General features: G+C 68.2%; 12 protein-coding genes and 1 other RNA gene. 6 read left to right on the forward strand and 7 right to left on the reverse strand.

Translation table 11 applies throughout. The features are described 5' to 3' along the window. Nucleotides 1-267: 267 nt before the first annotated feature. A complete protein-coding gene (locus ACZ5RK_RS02295) occupies nucleotides 268-960 on the reverse strand; it encodes a hypothetical protein (protein WP_464909516.1) in 693 nt (230 codons plus the stop codon). A 39-nt stretch (nucleotides 961-999) separates the two neighbouring features. On the opposite strand from ACZ5RK_RS02295, the gene ACZ5RK_RS02300 reads away from it, so the two are divergent. Then, nucleotides 1,000-2,256 (forward strand): replication-associated recombination protein A, encoded by a 1,257-nt coding sequence (locus tag ACZ5RK_RS02300; protein ID WP_464909517.1) that lies wholly within the window; start codon nucleotides 1,000-1,002, stop codon nucleotides 2,254-2,256. Here ACZ5RK_RS02300 and ACZ5RK_RS02305 read toward each other — a convergent pair. Together ACZ5RK_RS02305 and ACZ5RK_RS02310 are read right to left on the reverse strand one after the other, a co-directional pair. Next, nucleotides 2,207-2,767 (reverse strand): hypothetical protein, encoded by a 561-nt coding sequence (locus ACZ5RK_RS02305; RefSeq protein WP_464909518.1) that lies wholly within the window; start codon nucleotides 2,765-2,767, stop codon nucleotides 2,207-2,209. The genes ACZ5RK_RS02300 and ACZ5RK_RS02305 overlap by 50 nt on opposite strands. A gap of 51 nt (nucleotides 2,768-2,818) precedes the next feature. After that, complete coding sequence (locus ACZ5RK_RS02310; protein WP_464909519.1) at nucleotides 2,819-3,604, reverse strand: carbohydrate ABC transporter permease; 786 nt, start codon at nucleotides 3,602-3,604, stop codon at nucleotides 2,819-2,821. A gap of 30 nt (nucleotides 3,605-3,634) precedes the next feature. Here ACZ5RK_RS02310 and ACZ5RK_RS02315 point away from each other — a divergent pair, with 30 nt between their 5' ends. Further along, the gene (locus ACZ5RK_RS02315) at nucleotides 3,635-4,843 is read left to right on the forward strand and encodes a CaiB/BaiF CoA transferase family protein (RefSeq protein WP_464909520.1); all 1,209 of its coding nucleotides are present in this window, start codon (nucleotides 3,635-3,637) and stop codon (nucleotides 4,841-4,843) included. Between the two features lie 85 nt (nucleotides 4,844-4,928). Here ACZ5RK_RS02315 and ffs read toward each other — a convergent pair. Next, nucleotides 4,929-5,023, reverse strand: an RNA gene (ffs, locus tag ACZ5RK_RS02320) — signal recognition particle sRNA small type. Between the two features lie 19 nt (nucleotides 5,024-5,042). Here ffs and ACZ5RK_RS02325 point away from each other — a divergent pair. Together ACZ5RK_RS02325 and ACZ5RK_RS02330 are read left to right on the forward strand one after the other, a co-directional pair. Beyond that, entirely contained in the window at nucleotides 5,043-5,921 is an 879-nt protein-coding gene (locus ACZ5RK_RS02325) for an ABC transporter ATP-binding protein (RefSeq protein WP_054647216.1), read from the forward strand. Beyond that, nucleotides 5,914-6,684: an ABC transporter permease gene (locus ACZ5RK_RS02330; RefSeq protein WP_464909521.1), complete on the forward strand. Its 771-nt coding sequence runs from the start codon at nucleotides 5,914-5,916 to the stop codon at nucleotides 6,682-6,684. The genes ACZ5RK_RS02325 and ACZ5RK_RS02330 overlap by 8 nt, the downstream gene beginning before the upstream one ends. A 91-nt stretch (nucleotides 6,685-6,775) precedes the next feature. On the opposite strand, the gene ACZ5RK_RS02335 is transcribed toward ACZ5RK_RS02330, so the two are convergent. Continuing rightward, on the reverse strand, nucleotides 6,776-7,840 hold the full coding sequence (locus tag ACZ5RK_RS02335; RefSeq protein ID WP_464909522.1) for an aminopeptidase: 1,065 nt from the start codon (nucleotides 7,838-7,840) through the stop codon (nucleotides 6,776-6,778). A gap of 20 nt (nucleotides 7,841-7,860) precedes the next feature. On the opposite strand from ACZ5RK_RS02335, the gene ACZ5RK_RS02340 reads away from it, so the two are divergent. After that, nucleotides 7,861-8,874 carry an E3 binding domain-containing protein gene (locus ACZ5RK_RS02340; protein ID WP_464909523.1) on the forward strand — a complete coding sequence of 338 codons (1,014 nt, stop codon included), beginning with the start codon at nucleotides 7,861-7,863 and terminating at the stop codon, nucleotides 8,872-8,874. A gap of 173 nt (nucleotides 8,875-9,047) precedes the next feature. On the opposite strand, the gene uvrB is transcribed toward ACZ5RK_RS02340, so the two are convergent. Both uvrB and ACZ5RK_RS02350 read right to left on the reverse strand, forming a co-directional pair. Beyond that, complete coding sequence (gene uvrB / locus ACZ5RK_RS02345) at nucleotides 9,048-11,048, reverse strand: excinuclease ABC subunit UvrB (RefSeq protein ID WP_464909524.1); 2,001 nt, start codon at nucleotides 11,046-11,048, stop codon at nucleotides 9,048-9,050. A 125-nt stretch (nucleotides 11,049-11,173) separates the two neighbouring features. Next, the gene (locus ACZ5RK_RS02350) at nucleotides 11,174-13,969 is read right to left on the reverse strand and encodes an S-layer homology domain-containing protein (protein WP_464909525.1); all 2,796 of its coding nucleotides are present in this window, start codon (nucleotides 13,967-13,969) and stop codon (nucleotides 11,174-11,176) included. A 490-nt stretch (nucleotides 13,970-14,459) separates the two neighbouring features. On the opposite strand from ACZ5RK_RS02350, the gene glmS reads away from it, so the two are divergent. Then, nucleotides 14,460-16,274: a glutamine--fructose-6-phosphate transaminase (isomerizing) gene (gene glmS, locus ACZ5RK_RS02355; protein WP_464909526.1), complete on the forward strand. Its 1,815-nt coding sequence runs from the start codon at nucleotides 14,460-14,462 to the stop codon at nucleotides 16,272-16,274.

Raw genomic sequence — 16,274 nt, forward strand, 5'->3', positions numbered from 1 at the left:
AGCCCGCCGGGAAAGCCAAGACCCCGCCGCGGGTCTGGCCACGGCGGGGACCCAGAAGGGTGGGCCTTACTCCTCTTCCCGCTCCCCGTAGGTTTCCAGGGCTTCCTGCCACGCCTGGCTGATCTCCTTGGCCTGTTCCATGGTGGACCTCCTAAGGCTAAGGGTAGGGCCCGGGAGGGCAGGAGGGGTCAAGGTAAGGGGGCTTCCCGTACACCGGGAAGCGGTGTAACCCCATGGAGGGTACACCGGGCTCAAGCCCCCACCGGCTTAAGGGGCTCGGGACTGCAAGAGGGCCTCGGCCTCGAGGCGGGCCAGCACCCTCTCCAGGCTTCCCCCCTGCCAGCGCTCCACGGCGTAGGCGGAGAGGGGGAAGCGCTCCTTCAGGCGTTTAAGAAGCCCCAAGGCATCCTCGGGGCGGCCCGCCTGGAGGACCAAAAGGTACCCCCCGGGGAGGGCGAAGGCCAGGTCCCCCCGGCGAAGCTCCTTTTCCAGGCCCTCCGGGGCCACCGGGGTGGCGAGGTAGACCAGGACCAGGGGCCGCCTCAGGGCCAGGCCCTCCAGGGCCCCCGCCAGGCGCAGGAGGTCCTCCCGCGTCCCCACCCCCGGCAGGGGAGGGAGAAGGGGGGCCTGCTGCCCCGTGCCCAGAAGGAAGGCCACCCCCAGGGCCACCGCCCCCAGCACCCCTCCCAAGGCGGCGTACCCAGGGGCCCGGAGACCGGTGAGGAAAAGGGCGCTTTCTAGGGAAAGCTGGAAGGCGAGAAGCCCCAGGCCCAAAACCAAGAAGAACTGCACGGGAAAGGCCACGGGGAAGCGGGAATACAGGCTTCCCACCGCCGCCACGAGAAGGGCGGCCATCAGGAGGCCCAGGCCCCGCCCCACCTCCCCCACGGGGTCCACCCCCACCAAGGGGACCAGGCCCAGAAGGAACAGGCCCCACGGCAAGAGAAAAAGCGCCCGCATTCCCCTCAAGCCTACCACACGCCCCCTTACCATGAAGGGGTGGAGCCCCTGGCCGAACGCCTCCGGCCACAGAGCCTGGACGAGGTCCTGGGCCAGCCCCACCTCACCGGCCCCCAGGGTCTTCTAAGGCGGATGCTGGAGGCGAAGCGGCTTTCCTCCATGGTCCTCTTCGGCCCCCCGGGCACGGGGAAGACCACCCTGGCCCGGCTCCTGGCCGAAGGGGTGGGGAGGCCCTTCCTCAAACTCTCCGCCGTGGAGGCGGGGCTTAAGGAGGTGCGCCAGGCGGTGGAGGAGGCCAGGGCGAAGGGGGGCCTCCTGCTCTTCCTGGACGAGATCCACCGCTTCAACAAGGCCCAGCAGGACGCCCTCCTCCCCCACCTGGAGTCGGGCCTTCACACCCTCATCGGGGCCACGGCGGAAAACCCGGCCTTCGTTCTCATCCCCGCCCTCCGCTCCCGCCTCCGCTTCTTTCCCTTGAGGCCCCTCACCGAGGCCGATCTCTTCACCCTCCTCAAGCGGGCCCTCGAGGACCCCAGGGGGCTTCCCGGCACGCCCTACGAGGAGGAGGCCCTAAGGCTCCTCGCGAGCGCGGCCCAGGGGGACGCCCGTTTCGCCTTAAACACCCTGGAGCTTGCGGCAAGCTTCGGCCGGGTGGACCCAAAGAGCGTGCGGGAGGCCCTGGGGGCGGAGCGCTTCGGCATGGACCGGGAAGGGGACCGCTTCTACGACCTGGTCTCCGCCCTCCACAAGTCCCTGCGTGGAAGCCACGTGGACGCCGCCCTCTACTACCTGGCGAGGCTCATCCGGGGCGGGGCCGACCCCCGGTACCTCGCCCGGAGGCTCATCCGGGTGGCGGTGGAGGACGTGGGCCTCGCCGACCCCCTGGCCCTCCGCCTGGCCGTGGCCGCCCAGGAGGCCTATGAGGCCCTGGGAAGCCCGGAAGGGGAGCTCGCCCTGGTGGAGGCCGCGGTCTACCTGGCCCTGGCCCCGAAGAGCAACAGCCTCTACGCGGCCTGGAAGCGGGCGGAAGAGGCTGCGGCCGCCCACCCCGAGGCCGAGGTCCCCTCGAACCTGAGGAACGCCCCCACAAGCCTCGCCCGCGCCCTGGGCCACGGGAAAGGCTACGCCTACTACCACGAGGACAAGGAGGGAAGCTTCGCCCAGCCGTACCTGCCCCGGGGCCTCGAGGACCTCCTCCTCTTTGAGGCCCTGGGGGAAGGATGGGAGGAGAGGGTGCGGGAGCGGCTTAGGGCGCTAAGGGAGAGGTTCCAAAACGCCAGGCAGCGGAAAGGCTAAGGAGAACCCCTGTGCCCCCGAACCCGCCGAGGGCGCCTATCTCTCCCAGCCACTCCCCGCCGTACACCCCCGCCGAAAGCTGGTAGGCCAAACCCCACCCCTGTCCCGGAACCCCCAGGAGATGGAGCCTGGGCGAGAGGTAGTACCCTCCCCCGCCCAGGATGACCCCCCCGTCCAGGTCCACGGGCACCCCCTGGCTCCAGTCCGCCCCCTCGCCCAAAACGGGCGGGAGGGTGAGGCCCGCATCCAGGGCCACCCCGGGGGTCAGGCCCAGCTTCACGCCTCCCCGAAGGCCCCACTGGAGGGAGAGGTTGTACTCCCAGACCCCATCCCCTTGGGCGTAGCCCAGGTAGGGCAGAAGGAGGACGGGCGACCGGCCACCAAAGGGGTTGGCCGAAAGGGTCCCCCCCAAGGACCACTCCGTCCCCCGCGCCGGCTCCGGCGGCCGTAGCATGGCCACGGGAACGCACCCCGAAAGCCCGAGGACCAACCCCACCACCAGGGCGCGCATGGTTATCCTCCTTAAAGACCAGGGTAAAGGGGGGTAGGGGCGGGGTCAAGATTACCCCTTCAACCCCTCCTCAAAGGTGGCCACCACCCGCCTCTCAAAGAGGAGGTAGAGAAGGGCGATGGGAAGCACCGAGAGGAGGGCCGCCGCCGAGAGGAGCCCCCAGTCCGTGGGGTACTTGCGCTGGAGGTCGGTGAGCCAGGTCTGGACCGTCCAGAAGCGGGGGTCGGAGACCACCACCCGGGGGTAGAGGACCAGGTTCCAGTGGGCGGCGAAGGCCAAAACCCCCGCCGCCACCAGGGTGGGGCGCACCAGGGGAAAGAGGATGCGGAAAAGGAGCACCCGGTGCCCCGCCCCATCCAGCCGGGCCGCCTCCAAAAGCTCCTCGGGCACCCCCCGCATGGCCTGGTACACCAGGTAGAGGACAAAGGGGCTGGCGGCAAAGGGCAGGACCAGGGCCCAAGGGGTCTCCAGGAGGGAAAGCCGCTTGAGGATGCCGTAGAGGGGCACCAAGAGGAGCTCCGCCGGGACGGCCATGAGCACCAGGTAGAGGGGGAGAAGCCCAAGCCCGGCCCTTAAGGCGTAGGCGGCGAGAAGGGCGGTGAGGAGCTGGAGGAGCACCACCCCTGAGGAAAGCCCCAAGGAGAAAAAAAGCCTTCCCCAAAAACCCTCCTTCCCCAAGGCCCTCACGTTCTCCAGGCTGAAGCCCAGGCGGGAGAAAAGCTCCCCCGAGTACACCGCCTCCTTGGGCATGAAGGCGGCGTAGGCCATCCAGAGGAAGGGGAGAAGGACGTAAAGAAGCACCAAAAGCACAAGGGCGTGCCGAAGAACGCGGCCCACACCCCCACTATACCGGCGTAAGATGCCCTCATGAAGCCCCTTTCCGGCATCCGGGTTCTGGACCTTTCCCGGGTTCTCGCCGGCCCCCTCTGCACCCTGATCCTGGCGGACCTGGGGGCCGAGGTGGTCAAGGTGGAGCCCCCCTGGGGGGACGAGACCCGGGGCTGGGGCCCCCCTTTCGTGCAGGGGGAAAGCGCCTACTTCCTCTCCGTGAACCGGGGCAAGCGGAGCCTGGCCCTGGACCTGAAGGCCAAGGAAGGCCAGGAAGCCCTGAGGCGCCTGGCCCAGAAGGCGGATGTCCTGGTGGAGAACTTCAAGACGGGAGACCTGGAGCGCTACGGCTTAGGCTACGAGCGTCTAAGGGTCCTGAACCCCCGCCTCGTCTACCTCTCCATCACCGGCTTCGGCCACACCGGGCCGAGGGCAAGGGAACCGGGCTACGACGCCGCCCTCCAGGGCTACACCGGCATCATGTCCGTCACCGGAGAGCCCGAGGGGCCCCCCATGAAGGTGGGCGTGGCCTGGATTGACGTGATGACGGGGATGATGGGGGCTTCGGCCGTGCTCGCCGCCCTTCTGGAGCGGGAGCGGAGCGGGGAGGGCCAGCACATAGACCTCTCCCTCTTTGACGTGGGCCTCTTCGCCCTGGCCAACCTGGGGGAAAGCTACCTCCTCACCGGCAAACCCCCTAAAAGGCTGGGGAACGCCCACGCCCAGATCGTTCCCTACGGGGCCTTCCCCGCGGGGGACGGCTGGCTCATCCTGGCGGTGGGGAACGATGAGCAGTTCCAGAGGCTCTGCCGGGTGTTGGGGCTTCCCGAGCTCGCCCTGCGCTTTCCCCAAAACGCTGAGCGCGTGGAACACCGAGAGGAGGTGGTGGAGGCCCTATCCCAGGTGCTCCGCACCCGGGACAGGGCCTACTGGCTGGCGAGGCTCAGGGAAGCAGGGGTCCCCGCCGCCCCGGTGAACGATCTGGCCGAGGCCTTCCAGGACCCCCAGGCCGAGGCCCGGGGGGCGGTCTGGACCCTTTCCCACCCCCTTTTGGGGTCCCTTCCCACCCTGGCCAACCCCTTGCGCTTCCTCTCCAGAACCCCCGCAGGGCCCACCCTGCCCCCGCCCCTTTTGGGAGCGCACACGGAGGAAGTGCTCCTAGAAGCGGGTTACACCCCGGAGGAGGTGCGGGGCCTTGTGGAAAAGGGGGTGGTGCGCACGGCGGAAGCCCCAAGACCCGGGGAGTAAACCCCGTTCAGAAGGCACTTTTTCAACCAAGGCCCGTGAAGAAGGCGAGAAAGACCCTGTGGATAACCCTGTGGATAAAGCGCCCCCGGCTACCCAGCGGCGCCCGACCCGGAGCGCTTAGGGCTGCTTCCTTCCGGACCTGACCCGGTTCACGCCCGGACCGCCGCGCTGGACCGGGGGCTTGGGTAGTATAGCATCCATGGAAGCCTTAAGGCTAGAGGGCCTGGGCAAGCGCTACGGGCGGAAGCCCATCCTTTCCGGGATCAGCCTTTCCGTGCGGCCGGGGGAGGTCTACGCCCTGGCGGGCCCCAACGGGAGCGGCAAGACCACCCTCATCCGCCTGGTCACGGGGCTGGCCTTCCCCACGGAAGGGCGGGCCCTCCTCCTGGGAGAGGACGTGCACAAAACGCCCGCCGCCCGGCGCCACCTGGGGGCGGTGGTGGAGGCTCCGGCCGCCTTCTACCCCTACCTTACGGGGCGGGAGAACTTGCGCCTCCACGCCTACCTCGCCGGGGTGCGGGAGGAGGCCCGCATCGCCGAGGTCCTGGCCCGGCTCAAGCTGCTGGCCGTGGCCGACCAAAAGGTGGGCAGCTACTCCCTGGGGCAGAGGCAACGCCTGGGCCTGGCGGCGGCCATCCTCCCCCGGCCCAAGGTCCTGGTGCTGGACGAGCCCACCTCGGGCCTGGACCCCGAGGGGGTGGAGCTGGTGCACGGCCTCCTCCGGGAACTCTCCCAGGAAGGGGTAGCGGTGCTCCTCTCCACCCACCACCTCCCCGAGGTTGCCCGCTACGCCCACAAGGTGGGCATCCTGGGCGGGGGTAGGCTTCTGGACGAGGTGGCCCTTTCCGGAAGGGAGGCCTACCGCCTCGAGGCCCACCCCCCAGAAGGCGCCCTCGCCCTCCTCAAGACCCTGCCCCAGGTGGCCTGGGCCAGGCTCCAGGGCGGGGCCATCCTCTTTGAGGGGGATAGGGAGGCGGTTCTTAGAGCCCTTCTCCGGGAGGGATACCGGGTGGAGGCCCTCGCGCCCCACCGCTTTGACCTTCTAAGCTACTACCAGGACAGGGTGAAACATGCTTAGGCTCTTCCTCTTTGAGGTCTTCAAGCTCTTCCGCCTCCGCTCGGTGGGGCTCGGCCTTCTTTCCGCCTTCCTCCTTCCCTTCCTCTGGGCCCTGGCCCCCGGGCTTAAGGAGGTCTACGGCCTGGTCCTGGCCTCGGGGTGGCAGGTGGTCTCCTTGAGCCTGATGGCCGGGATGGAGTTCCTCTTTCCCTTCCTGGTGGTGATGGCGGCCAGCGAGTCCCTGGGCAGCGAGGTGGCCCAGGGCACCCTCAAAAGCCTCCTCCTCCGCCCCTTGCCCCGGACCAGCCTCCTCCTGGCCAAGCTCCTCTCCGCCCTTCTCTACCCCTTCGTCCTCCTCTCGGCGAGTTTTCTGGGGGGGCTTTTGGCGGGCCTGCCCCACGGCCTAGGGGCCTTCTACGGGGGCACGGGCCTGGGAGAAGGGGGGTTCGCCGGGGTAGGCCTCCTCACCCCGAAGGAGGCCCTCCTGGAGCTCCTCCGGGCCCACCTCCTGGCGGGGGCGGTGCTCTTGCCCCTCGCCTCCCTGGCCCTTCTCTACGGCACCCTCTTCCTCTCCACCACGGCGAGCGCCCTGGCCGCCGTGGCCACCCTTCTCCTCATGCGCCTTCTGGTGGCCTTCCCCGCCCTCACCCCCTTCCTCCTCACCACCTATCTAGACCTGTACCTGAGGCCGGAGGCGGCGGGGCTCGGCCTTTCCCTCCTCCTCATCTACACCCTGGGCTTCGCCTTCCTGGGGGCCCTGGTCTTCGGGCGAAAGGACCTCTAAGTGCCCGCACTTTGGCCATGGGACGCCCAAGCCGGGGCTATGGGGAGGCTTTCTGGGGGCCCCCACCGTGGCGAAAGCCGCGGTGGGGTACTTAGAGGAAGCGTCCCCCCACGAGAAGGGGCTCCCCGTCCAGAAGAAGCCTCCCTTCCCTCAGGGAGAGGACCAGGTCCCAGTGGAGGGCGCTCTGGTTCTTTCCCCCCGTTTCCGGGTAGCTCCGGCCCAGGGCCAGGTGAACCGTGCCCCCCATCTTCTCGTCTAGCAGGACGAGGCCCGTAGGGCGGTCCAGGGCGAAGTTGGTGCCGAGGCCCACCTCGCCAAGCCGCCTCGCCCCGGGATCGGTGGAAAGGGCCTCCCTCAGGTAACCCTCCCCCACCTCCGCCCTGGCCTCCACCACCTCCCCCCGGGAAAAGCGCAGGTGGATCCCCTCCACCCTCCTGCCCCCCACGAAGGCCGGGAGGTTGAAGCGCACCTCCCCCTCGGCGGAATCCTCCAAGGGCCCGGTGAAGACCTCCCCCGAGGGCATGTTGCGCCGCCCGTCGGAGTTCACCCAGGTGCGGCCCGCCACCGAAAGCGTGAGGTCGGTGCCCGGGGCCTGGAGGCGAAGCTCCCTCCCCGAGGAAAGCCTGGCGATAAGCCTCTCCTGGAAACGGGAAAGCTCCCGCCAAGCGGCCACGGGGTCCTCCCGGTCCAGGAAGAGCGCCCTTTCCAGGTAGGCCCGGAACTCCCCGGTGCCCATCCCCGCCCCCACGGCGTAGCCCACCGTGGGGTAGAGGGTGAGGGCCCAGCGCTTCTTAAGCCTTACCTCCTGCAAGGGCCACCAGGCCTTCTGGTGGCGCAGGGCGAGGGCAGGGTCTAAGGAGGCCGCCTCCAGGGGGTTCTCGGCGGAGAGGATGCGCAAGAACTTGTCCGCCCGCTGGTAAAGGGCCCACTCCGCCTCGGGGATTTCCTCTAACCACCGCCCGCCATAAAGGAGAAAATCCCGCCCCTCCGCGGGGTAGCTCAGGCGGAAGAAGGGGTAAGCCCCTCGCCGCAGGAGGGCCCGCTTGAGGTGGGGCAAGAGGGGAAGGGCCGGGGTTTCCGCTTCCACCAAGACGGTCTCCCCGGGACCGGCCTCCAGGCAGTACTCGGCCAAAAGCTCGGCGAAGCGCGCTTCCACCCTGTTATCATAGGGGCAAGATGGCAGAACCCAGGATCACGCCTTTGGCCCGGCGCCTCGCCGAGGAAAACGGCATAGACTGGCGGCAGCTCCAAGGCACGGGCCCCGACGGGACCATCGTGGAGCGGGATGTCCTGGCCTTTCTGGCCAAGCTGATGGCCGGGGAGGTGGACCTTCCGCCCATGCCGGAGGCCCCCCCGCCCCTGCCCCCGGAGGAGGAGCTTAAACGGGCCCAGGAGGCCTTGGGGAAGGAAGGGGTAGACCTGGCCGACCTCATCCCCGAGGCTCCCAAGACCCCTACCCTCCAGGTGGAGGAGGTGGCAGAGGAGGAGCTGGACCTGGACTTCCCCGAGGTGGACCTGGACCTCGAGGAGGAAGCCCTCCTCCTCGCCGAGGAGCCCGCCGAGGAAGCCCCGGCCTCCCTGGAGGCGTGGGAGGAAGACCTCCTCGCCCCCGAACCCCCGGAGGAGGAGCTTCTCCAGGCCCTCGAGGAGGCGGAACCTCCCCTGGCCCTCCAGGAAGAAGTCCAGCCCTTGGCGCCCCCGCCCCCCCCGGCCGGCGCCCCCACCCTGGGCGTGGCCCCGGCGCCCACGCCCATCCCTGCCCCCCCGGCCGCCCTTCGGGTCTACCGGAGGCGGGTGGAACCCCAGGGGCTGGAGGAGGCCCTTGCCCTCTTCGGGCGGGTCCACGGGGTGCCCAAGACCCCCCTGCCCTTCCTCCTGAAGGCGGCGGAAAGGGCCCTGGCGGAGATGGAGCTTCCCCTTAGGGCCCTCGTGGGCCGGGTGGAAGGGGAAGGGGTGCGGGGGCTCAAGCCCGCCCCCTCCTTCCTCGCCCTCTTCCGAGGGGAGGACGGGGAGGAAGGGGAGGGCCTCCTCTGCTTCGCAGGCGAGGAGGAGGTGCACACCGGCCGCCCAAGCCTCTTCCTCTCCCCGGAGGGCCTCCTCACGGTCTCGGGGCTGGAAGCCCCCGTGGCCAAGAAGCTCCTGGAGCGGGTGGCCCTTTACCTGGAAAACCCCCTGCTCCTCCTGGCCTAAGTGCCCGCGCCCTGGTTCTGCCCCTACCTAAAGGTCCAGGAAAGCCCTCTCGGGAGAAGGCTCCCCGCCCGTTAAGTACCCCACCGCGGCTTTCGCCGCGGTGGGGGCCCCAAAAGAGTCTCCCCCCAGCCCCGGCTTGGGCATCCCATGCTGCGAAACAAAAGTGCGAGCGCTTAGCGGCGCCGCCGCTTCCTCCGCCCCCCGGGGATGGGCTCCGGGGCCCCCAGGCCCTGGAGGCGGGCCTCCAGGGCCCGGATCTCGTCCCGAAGCCGCGCCGCCCGCTCAAAGTCCAGGGCCTCCGCCGCCTGCCACATGAGAAGCTCCAGCTCCGCCAGGCGCTCCCTCAGCTCCTCCCGGGAGAGGTCGGCCTCGAGGGGGGTCTCCTCGTACCCCTCGGGGCGGATCACCGCCCGCACCTCCTTCCGCACGGTCTCCGGGGTGATGCCGTGCTCAAGGTTGTAGGCCTCCTGGAGGGCCCTTCTCCGGTTCGTCTCCTCTATGGCCCTCCGCATGGCCTCGGAGAGCCGGTCGGCGTAGAGCCAGACCTCCCCCCCGGCGTTCCGCGCCGCCCGGCCCATGGTCTGGATGAGGCTCCTTTCGCTCCTCAAGAAGCCCTCCTTGTCGGCATCCAGGATGGCCACCAGGCTCACCTCGGGGAGGTCCAGGCCCTCCCTTAGGAGGTTGATCCCCACCAGGCAGTCGTAGTGGCCAAGCCGGAGGTCCCGGATGAGGGCCTGGCGCTCAAAGGCGTCCAGCTCGTGGTGGAGGTAGCGCGCCCTTATCCCGTGCTCCACCAGGAAGCTCGTGAGCTCCTCGGCCATGCGCACGGTGAGGACCGTGACCAGGGTGCGCTCGCCCCGGCTAGCCCTCTCCCTTATCCCCTCCATGAGGTCCAGCACCTGGTTCTCCGTGGGCTTGACCCGCACCAGGGGGTCCAGAAGCCCCGTGGGCCGGATGATCTGCTCCACTACCCGCCCCGAGTGCTCTAGCTCAAAGGGCCCGGGGGTGGCGGAGACGAAGACCACCTGGGAGACCTTCTCCAAAAACTCCTCAAAGCGGAGGGGGCGGTTGTCCAGGGCCGAGGGCAGGCGGAAACCGTAGTCCACCAGGGTCTTCTTCCTGGCGTAGTCCCCCCGGTACATCCCCATTAGCTGGGGCACGGTCACGTGGGACTCGTCCAGGAAGACCAGGAAGTCCTCGGGGAAGTAGTCCAGGAGGGTGTAGGGGGGTTCGCCTGGGGCCTTCCCCGTGAAGTAGCGGGCGTAGTTCTCCACCCCCGGGCAGGTGCCCATGACCCTCAGCATCTCCAGGTCGTAGAGGGTGCGCTCCTTGAGGCGCGCCGCGTAAAGGACCTCCCCCCGCTCCTCAAAGTAGCGGACCCTTTCCCAGAGCTCCTTCTCTATCTCCTTGAGGATCTCCTCCAGCCCTTCCGGGGAGAGGTAGTGGGTGGCGGGGAAGAGGACGAACCCGGGAAGCTCCCGCAAGCGTTCCCCGGTGAGGGGGTGGACCTGGAGGATGCGCTCCACCTCGTCGCCCCATAGCTCCACCCGGATGGGCTCGGTCTCGTAGGCGGGGAAGATCTCCAACACCTCCCCCCTCGCCCGGAAGCGCCCGGGGGCGAGGTCTATCTCGTTCCGCTCGTAGCCCAGCTCAAGAAGCCTCTCCAGGAGGGCCTCCCGGGGGTAGGCCATGCCCCTTTCCACCACCAGGTTCCTGGCCCTATACTCCCTCGGGTCCCCCAGGCCGTAGATGGCCGAGACCGAGGCCACCACGATGACGTCCCGCCGCGTGAGGAGGCTACGGGTGGTGGAGTGCCTCAGGCGCTCAATCTCGGGGTTGATGCTGGCGTCCTTCTCAATGTAGAGGTCCTTCCCCGGCACGTAGGCCTCGGGCTGGTAGTAGTCGTAGTAGCTGATGAAGTACTCCACGGCGTTTTCCGGGAAGAGCTCCCGGAACTCCGCCGCCAGCTGGGCCGCCAGGATCTTGTTGGGGGCGAGGACCAGGGCGGGCCTTCCCAGGGCCTCTATGACCTTGGCCATGGTCACCGTCTTCCCCGTGCCCGTGGCCCCGAGGAGGGTAACGTAGCGCTCCCCGTCCCTTAGGGCCTCCACGAGCCCGGCCACCGCCCTGGGCTGGTCCCCTTTGAGGTCTGGCCCCCGGTAGCGGAAGGTCATCCCTTAGAGTATAGGGCCCCCGCCCGGTCTTTACCGGGGTCCCGAATGGGGCCCCCACCCCGGCCTTGCCAGGATGGGGAAAGAAACCCCCCGCCCCTCTGGGGCGGGGGGCAGGGCGAGAGGGCTTAGAAATCCACCTTGTAGCCGATCTTGAAGCCCCGGCCGTAGGAGGTGCTACCGGGCGTGCGGGCGAGGTCCGTGAGCACGAACTCCCCGTAGGCCACGCTGAGGTTGTAGTAGTCCGCCTGCAGGTAGAAGCCCTCCACCAGGCCGGACTGGGTGCCCGGGGTAGCCGTCCAAGGAGCGCCAATGGGGTCGGGGGAGCGGTAGACCCGGTCGCGGGCGAAGTTGAAGGCCTGGTTGCCCGAGCCCACCGTGGGCAACCCGGCACCCGCCAGCTTATCCCCCTCGTAGTGGGCGTAGGCCACGCTGAAGTTGAGCTTCGGGGCTAGGAAGTCGCTGATCTTCACCCCGGCCCGGTAGTAGAGCTCGTAGGTGGTAACATTGCTCGGATTAGCCGTGTAGGACGTGGTGCGGTAGGAAACCGCCCCGTCCAGGCTGAGGCCGAAGAGGAGGGGATCGGTGGAAACCTGCACCCCGGCCTTCAGGGTGGTGTAGCTGGGATCGGTACCGCCGCCAGCAAAGCTGTGGTAGCGGAAGCCCGGAGAGAGACTTAGGATGGCCAGCTTGAAGGGCTTGCTCAGGCTGGCGTAGACCTGGATATCCCTGCGGTCGTAGCTACCACCGCCGGGCCTATAGAAAGCAGCGTACTGAGCGGTGAGGTTGAGGGTGGGGATGAGGGCGTCCTGAGCGCCGCCATCGTGAGCCAGCTTTACACCGAAGCTAGAGGAGTACTCCTGGTTTTCATTGAGATAGGAGTAGCTCCCAAGGGCGTCCACGAGGTTCGCGCAGACGAAGTAGTTGTTCCCACTATCGCAGGCGCGGTTGTAGAAGCCCGTCAGGCTGAAGCCCCGGAACTTGCCCAGGGCCACGGCCGCCCCAAGGGCGTCGTTGACGCTACCCGGGGACTTGTTGTAGTCGCCCTCGCTCTCGGCGTAGCCCTTGAGGGTGATGGGGCCGAAGCCCACGCTGGCGGAGACGCCCAAGCCGCGGGTGTTAGCCCCGTAGGGCGCCCCGGCCCTCAGACCGCCATAGTAGTTGGTGTCCTCGTTCTCCGACATGCTCGCCTGGCCGTCGGCGTACTGCGGGTCCACGGCGTGGTAGTTGGCGGAGAGGGAAAGGGGCCCGAGCTTCGCCTCGGCCTGGGCGTAGTACGCCCAGTCGGAGAGAGTGTTGTCAAAGAAGTTGGCGAAGGGGCTCCCGGGGGTCTGGGAGGAGACCCAGAGCCCGGAGAGCTTGGCAGGGCCCAGCTCCAGGCCGCCGTCCACGCCGATGGCCGAGCGGTTGCCCAGGTTGGTGGCGTAGTTCAGGGCCAGGTTGAGGGCGGAGAAGGGCTTGAGGGCGGTGCGGATGCCGAAGTAGTTCCCCGCTTGGAGAGCAGGGTTGGGATCGTTAGCCGTGGTGCCTGCCACCCCTGCCACCAGGGTTACTTCGGGAGCCAGGGGGAACTTGGTGCCAGAGAAGGTAGCCACCATACCCTGGCGGGGGTTAACAGCCTCAGGATCGTTGTCGTTGGCGAAGAGGTAGTCGTTGAACTTGAAGCTGCTCACCGCCCGGCTGTAGGCCACGCTGAAGGGCTGGCCGTCCACGTTCCCCTTGACGCTCGCGGCGTTGAGGCGGATGGTGGGTGCGCCGCTAAAAGTGGTCCCAAAGGCCACGGGCACCTGTAGGGTGGCGCTGGCCTCGGAAACGTTCACGCCCTGCTGGCCGGGCTGGGCTACCTTGACGCCGAAGGTGAGGGCGACGCTCCCCAGGGAAACATTACCCTGATTGCTATCTCCAGCCTGGATATTGGAGGCGAAAGCGGCGTAGGTTCCCGTGGAGAAGGCATTGCCCGGGAAGAGGCGGTCTATGTCAAAGTTGGTGCCTGTATTGGTCACCACCGTGCCGTAGGTAGCGGAGAGGGAGCCCTTGATGGAGTACTGCACCTTGGAGAGGTCGGCCACCTGCCCTTCCAGCTTGGAGACCTTCTCGGAGAGGCCCACCAGGTCGGAGCGCAGGGCGGCAGCGAACTCCTGGACGGCGGCCACGTCCTCCTTGGTGGCGAACTCCTCAAAGTTCACCCCCTGCAGGTCGGCGAGGCCCTTCTCCAGGGCGGTCACCCGGTCCTGGAGGGAAAGGACGTCCTGGTTGAGGAGGACGGCGAGCTCGTTCAGGGCCTGGATGGCCTGGGCGTTGGCCTCCACCTCGGTGCCGAGGGCGGCCACGTCGCCCTTCACCCCCTCCACGTCCTGGGAGAGGGCCTGGAGCTGCTCGGCCAGCTGCTGGGCCTGGGCCAGGGCGGTGTCGGCGGCGATGGAGGCGGCCTCCACCCGGTCCGTGAGGTCCTGGAGGGCGGCCTGGTCCATGCCGGGCTCGGGAGCCGGCTTGGCCTTCAGCTCCTCGATCATGGCCTCGAGGCGGGCGATGTCGTCCTTGGTGGCGGCGCTGTCCTCCAGGGCGGAGACCCTAACGCCCAAAGCGGCGAGCTCGGCCGCCAGCTCCTGCACGGCGTTCTTCAGGGCCTCAATGTCCTCGGAGGACATGGCCTCCATGGTGGGGGATTCGCCCTTGGCCTTCAGCTCCTCCTCGATCTGCTGCAGGAGGCGGTAGATGATGAGGGCGGCCTGGTAGCGGGTGAGGGTCTCGTTGCCCCGGAAGGTGCCGTCCGGGAAGCCTACGATGATGCCCTTGGCCGCCAGGGCCTCCACGGCCTCCTTGGCCCAGTGCCCGGCGGGCACGTCGGAGAACTGGGCTAGACCGAAGCCCATGGAGAGCACGGTCAAAAGCCCTGCCAGTAGCGTCACGAGCCTTTTCTTCATACTCCTTCACACCCCCTTCAGGGTTTCTCGGGAAGAGGGTGCGGGCGAGTTTCCGCGTTTCCTCTCCCACCCAGCTTCCCGGGATGCCAGGGAAAAACCCAAAGGCCCCATGGGCCGGTTTTCCCTTGCATCCGGGGCTATCATAAAAGCCTCATGCCCTGGGTGTCAAGCCCCTCGTCCTTTAGGTTTTGGTATACTCCGGCGGGGGGTGAGAGAGGGGAGGAAGAAAGCGGTCCAGGAAGGCGGGAAGCGCAGGGGGTCTTCTGGCCTGACGAGGTGGCGGACCCTTCACAGGGATAACCGGCCAAAGCCGGGAAAGGTTGAGGAATCCGCGGATGCCGCCCGGGGTGCGCCCGCCCCGCCCGCCTGAGAAAAGCCCCGAGGGAAAGCCTTAACGGGACAACCGAGGGGCAGGGCGTCGGAAAAGGCTTTTGGCCCTTAGGAGGGCATGGGTGGGCCTGGTTCCGGGCCCGCCTTAGAGGAAGTAGGTATGTGCGGCATCGTAGGCTACATCGGTTTTCGTAATGCCACGGACGTCCTCTTGGACGGCCTGAGGAGGCTGGAGTACCGGGGGTACGACTCCGCGGGGGTGGCGGTGCGCACCCCGGAGGGGCTAAAGGTGGTGAAGCGCTCGGGGAAGCTTTCCGCCTTGGCGGAGGCCCTCAAAGGGACGGGCCTGGAAGGCCCCTTGGGCGTGGGCCACACCCGCTGGGCCACCCACGGGGCCCCCACCGACCCCAACGCCCACCCCCACACCACGGAGGACGGGAAGATCGCCGTCATCCACAACGGCATCGTGGAAAACTACCTGGAGCTCAAAGAAGCCCTCCTCGCCCGAGGACACCGCTTCGCCTCGGAAACAGACAGCGAGGTCCTGGCCCACCTGGTGGAGGAGAAGTACCGGGGCGACCTCTTCCAGGCCCTAAGGGAGGCCCTAAAAGAGGTACGGGGGGCTTACGCCGTGGTGGTGGTCCACGAGGACCGGGAGGAGATCGTGGCCGCCCGCACCGTGAGCCCCTTGGTCATCGGCCTGGGGGAGGGGGAGAACTTCCTGGCCTCGGACGTACCCGCCCTTCTGCCCTACACCCGGCGGGTCATCTTCCTCCACGACGGGGACCTGGCCCGGATCACCCGGGAAGGGGTGGAGATCACGAACCTGGAGGGCCGCCTTCTGGAACGGGAAGTGGTGGAGGTGGACTGGACCCTCGAGGCCGCCGAGAAGGGGGGCTTCCCCCACTACATGCTCAAGGAGATCTACGAGCAACCCTGGGTCCTGGAAAACACCCTGGGGGGCCGCCTGCGGGAGGAGGAAGGGGACGTGGACCTGGGCCTCGCCCTGGACCCCAGGGAGGTGGACCGGGTCCACGTGGTGGCCTGCGGCACCGCCAGCTACGCCGGGCTTTACGGGAAGTACCTCCTGGAGGCCCTGGCCCGCATCCCCACCGAGTGGGATGTGGCCAGCGAGTACCGCTACCGCAATCCCGTGGTGGACGGGCGCACCCTGGCCATCGCCATCAGCCAGTCTGGGGAGACCATTGACACCCTGGAGGGGCTAAGGGAGGCCAAGGCCAAAGGGGCCCGCTCCTTGGGGGTCATCAACGCCAAGGGAAGCACCCTCACCCGGGAGGTGGAGGAGGTGCTCTACATCCACGCCGGGCCGGAGATCGGGGTGGCCTCCACCAAGGCCTACCTGGCCATGCTGGCGGCCATGGCCCTCCTCGCTGTGCGCTTCGGCCGGGCCCGGGGTACCCTGGGAAGGGAGGAGGCGAGGAAGCTGGTCCACGAGATGCGCAAGCTTCCCCGCCTGGTGGAGGAGGTCCTGGAAAAAAGGCCCCTGGTGGCCCACCTGGCGGAGAAGTACCACCAGGCCCAGGACTTCCTCTTCCTGGGGCGGCACGTCCAGACCCCCACCGCCTACGAGGGGGCCTTGAAGCTCAAGGAGATCAGCTACATCCACGCCGAGGCCTACCCCGCCGGGGAGATGAAGCACGGGCCCATCGCCCTCATCAACGAGCACCTCCCCGTGGTGGTCCTGGCCACCAAAGGCCCCCTCTACGAGAAGACCCTTTCCAACATCCAGGAGGTGCGGGCCCGGGGAGGGAAGGTCATCGCCATCGCCACCGAGGGGGACGAGGAGATCAGGAAGCTCGCCCAGGACGTGGTCTACGTGCCCGAGGTCCACCCCCTCCTCGCCCCCATGGTGAGCGTGGTGCCCCTGCAACTCCTGGCCTACGAGATCGCCGTCCTTCTGGGGCGGGACGTGGACCAGCCCCGGAACCTGGCCAAGAGCGTCACCGTGGAATAG

This window comes from Thermus kawarayensis JCM 12314 (assembly GCF_055393575.1).

What these genes read in the sequence shown, in the direction of transcription:
- ACZ5RK_RS02295 (WP_464909516.1), bottom strand. Translation starts at nt 960, where the DNA reads ATGCGGGCGCTTTTTCTCTTGCCGTGGGGCCTGTTCCTTCTGGGCCTG.
- ACZ5RK_RS02305 (WP_464909518.1), bottom strand. Translation starts at nt 2,767, where the DNA reads ATGCGCGCCCTGGTGGTGGGGTTGGTCCTCGGGCTTTCGGGGTGCGTT.
- ACZ5RK_RS02315 (WP_464909520.1), top strand. Translation starts at nt 3,635, where the DNA reads ATGAAGCCCCTTTCCGGCATCCGGGTTCTGGACCTTTCCCGGGTTCTC.
- ACZ5RK_RS02325 (WP_054647216.1), top strand. Translation starts at nt 5,043, where the DNA reads ATGGAAGCCTTAAGGCTAGAGGGCCTGGGCAAGCGCTACGGGCGGAAG.
- ACZ5RK_RS02330 (WP_464909521.1), top strand. Translation starts at nt 5,914, where the DNA reads ATGCTTAGGCTCTTCCTCTTTGAGGTCTTCAAGCTCTTCCGCCTCCGC.
- ACZ5RK_RS02340 (WP_464909523.1), top strand. Translation starts at nt 7,861, where the DNA reads ATGGCAGAACCCAGGATCACGCCTTTGGCCCGGCGCCTCGCCGAGGAA.
- uvrB (WP_464909524.1), bottom strand. Translation starts at nt 11,048, where the DNA reads ATGACCTTCCGCTACCGGGGGCCAGACCTCAAAGGGGACCAGCCCAGG.
- ACZ5RK_RS02350 (WP_464909525.1), bottom strand. Translation starts at nt 13,969, where the DNA reads ATGAAGAAAAGGCTCGTGACGCTACTGGCAGGGCTTTTGACCGTGCTC.
- glmS (WP_464909526.1), top strand. Translation starts at nt 14,460, where the DNA reads ATGTGCGGCATCGTAGGCTACATCGGTTTTCGTAATGCCACGGACGTC.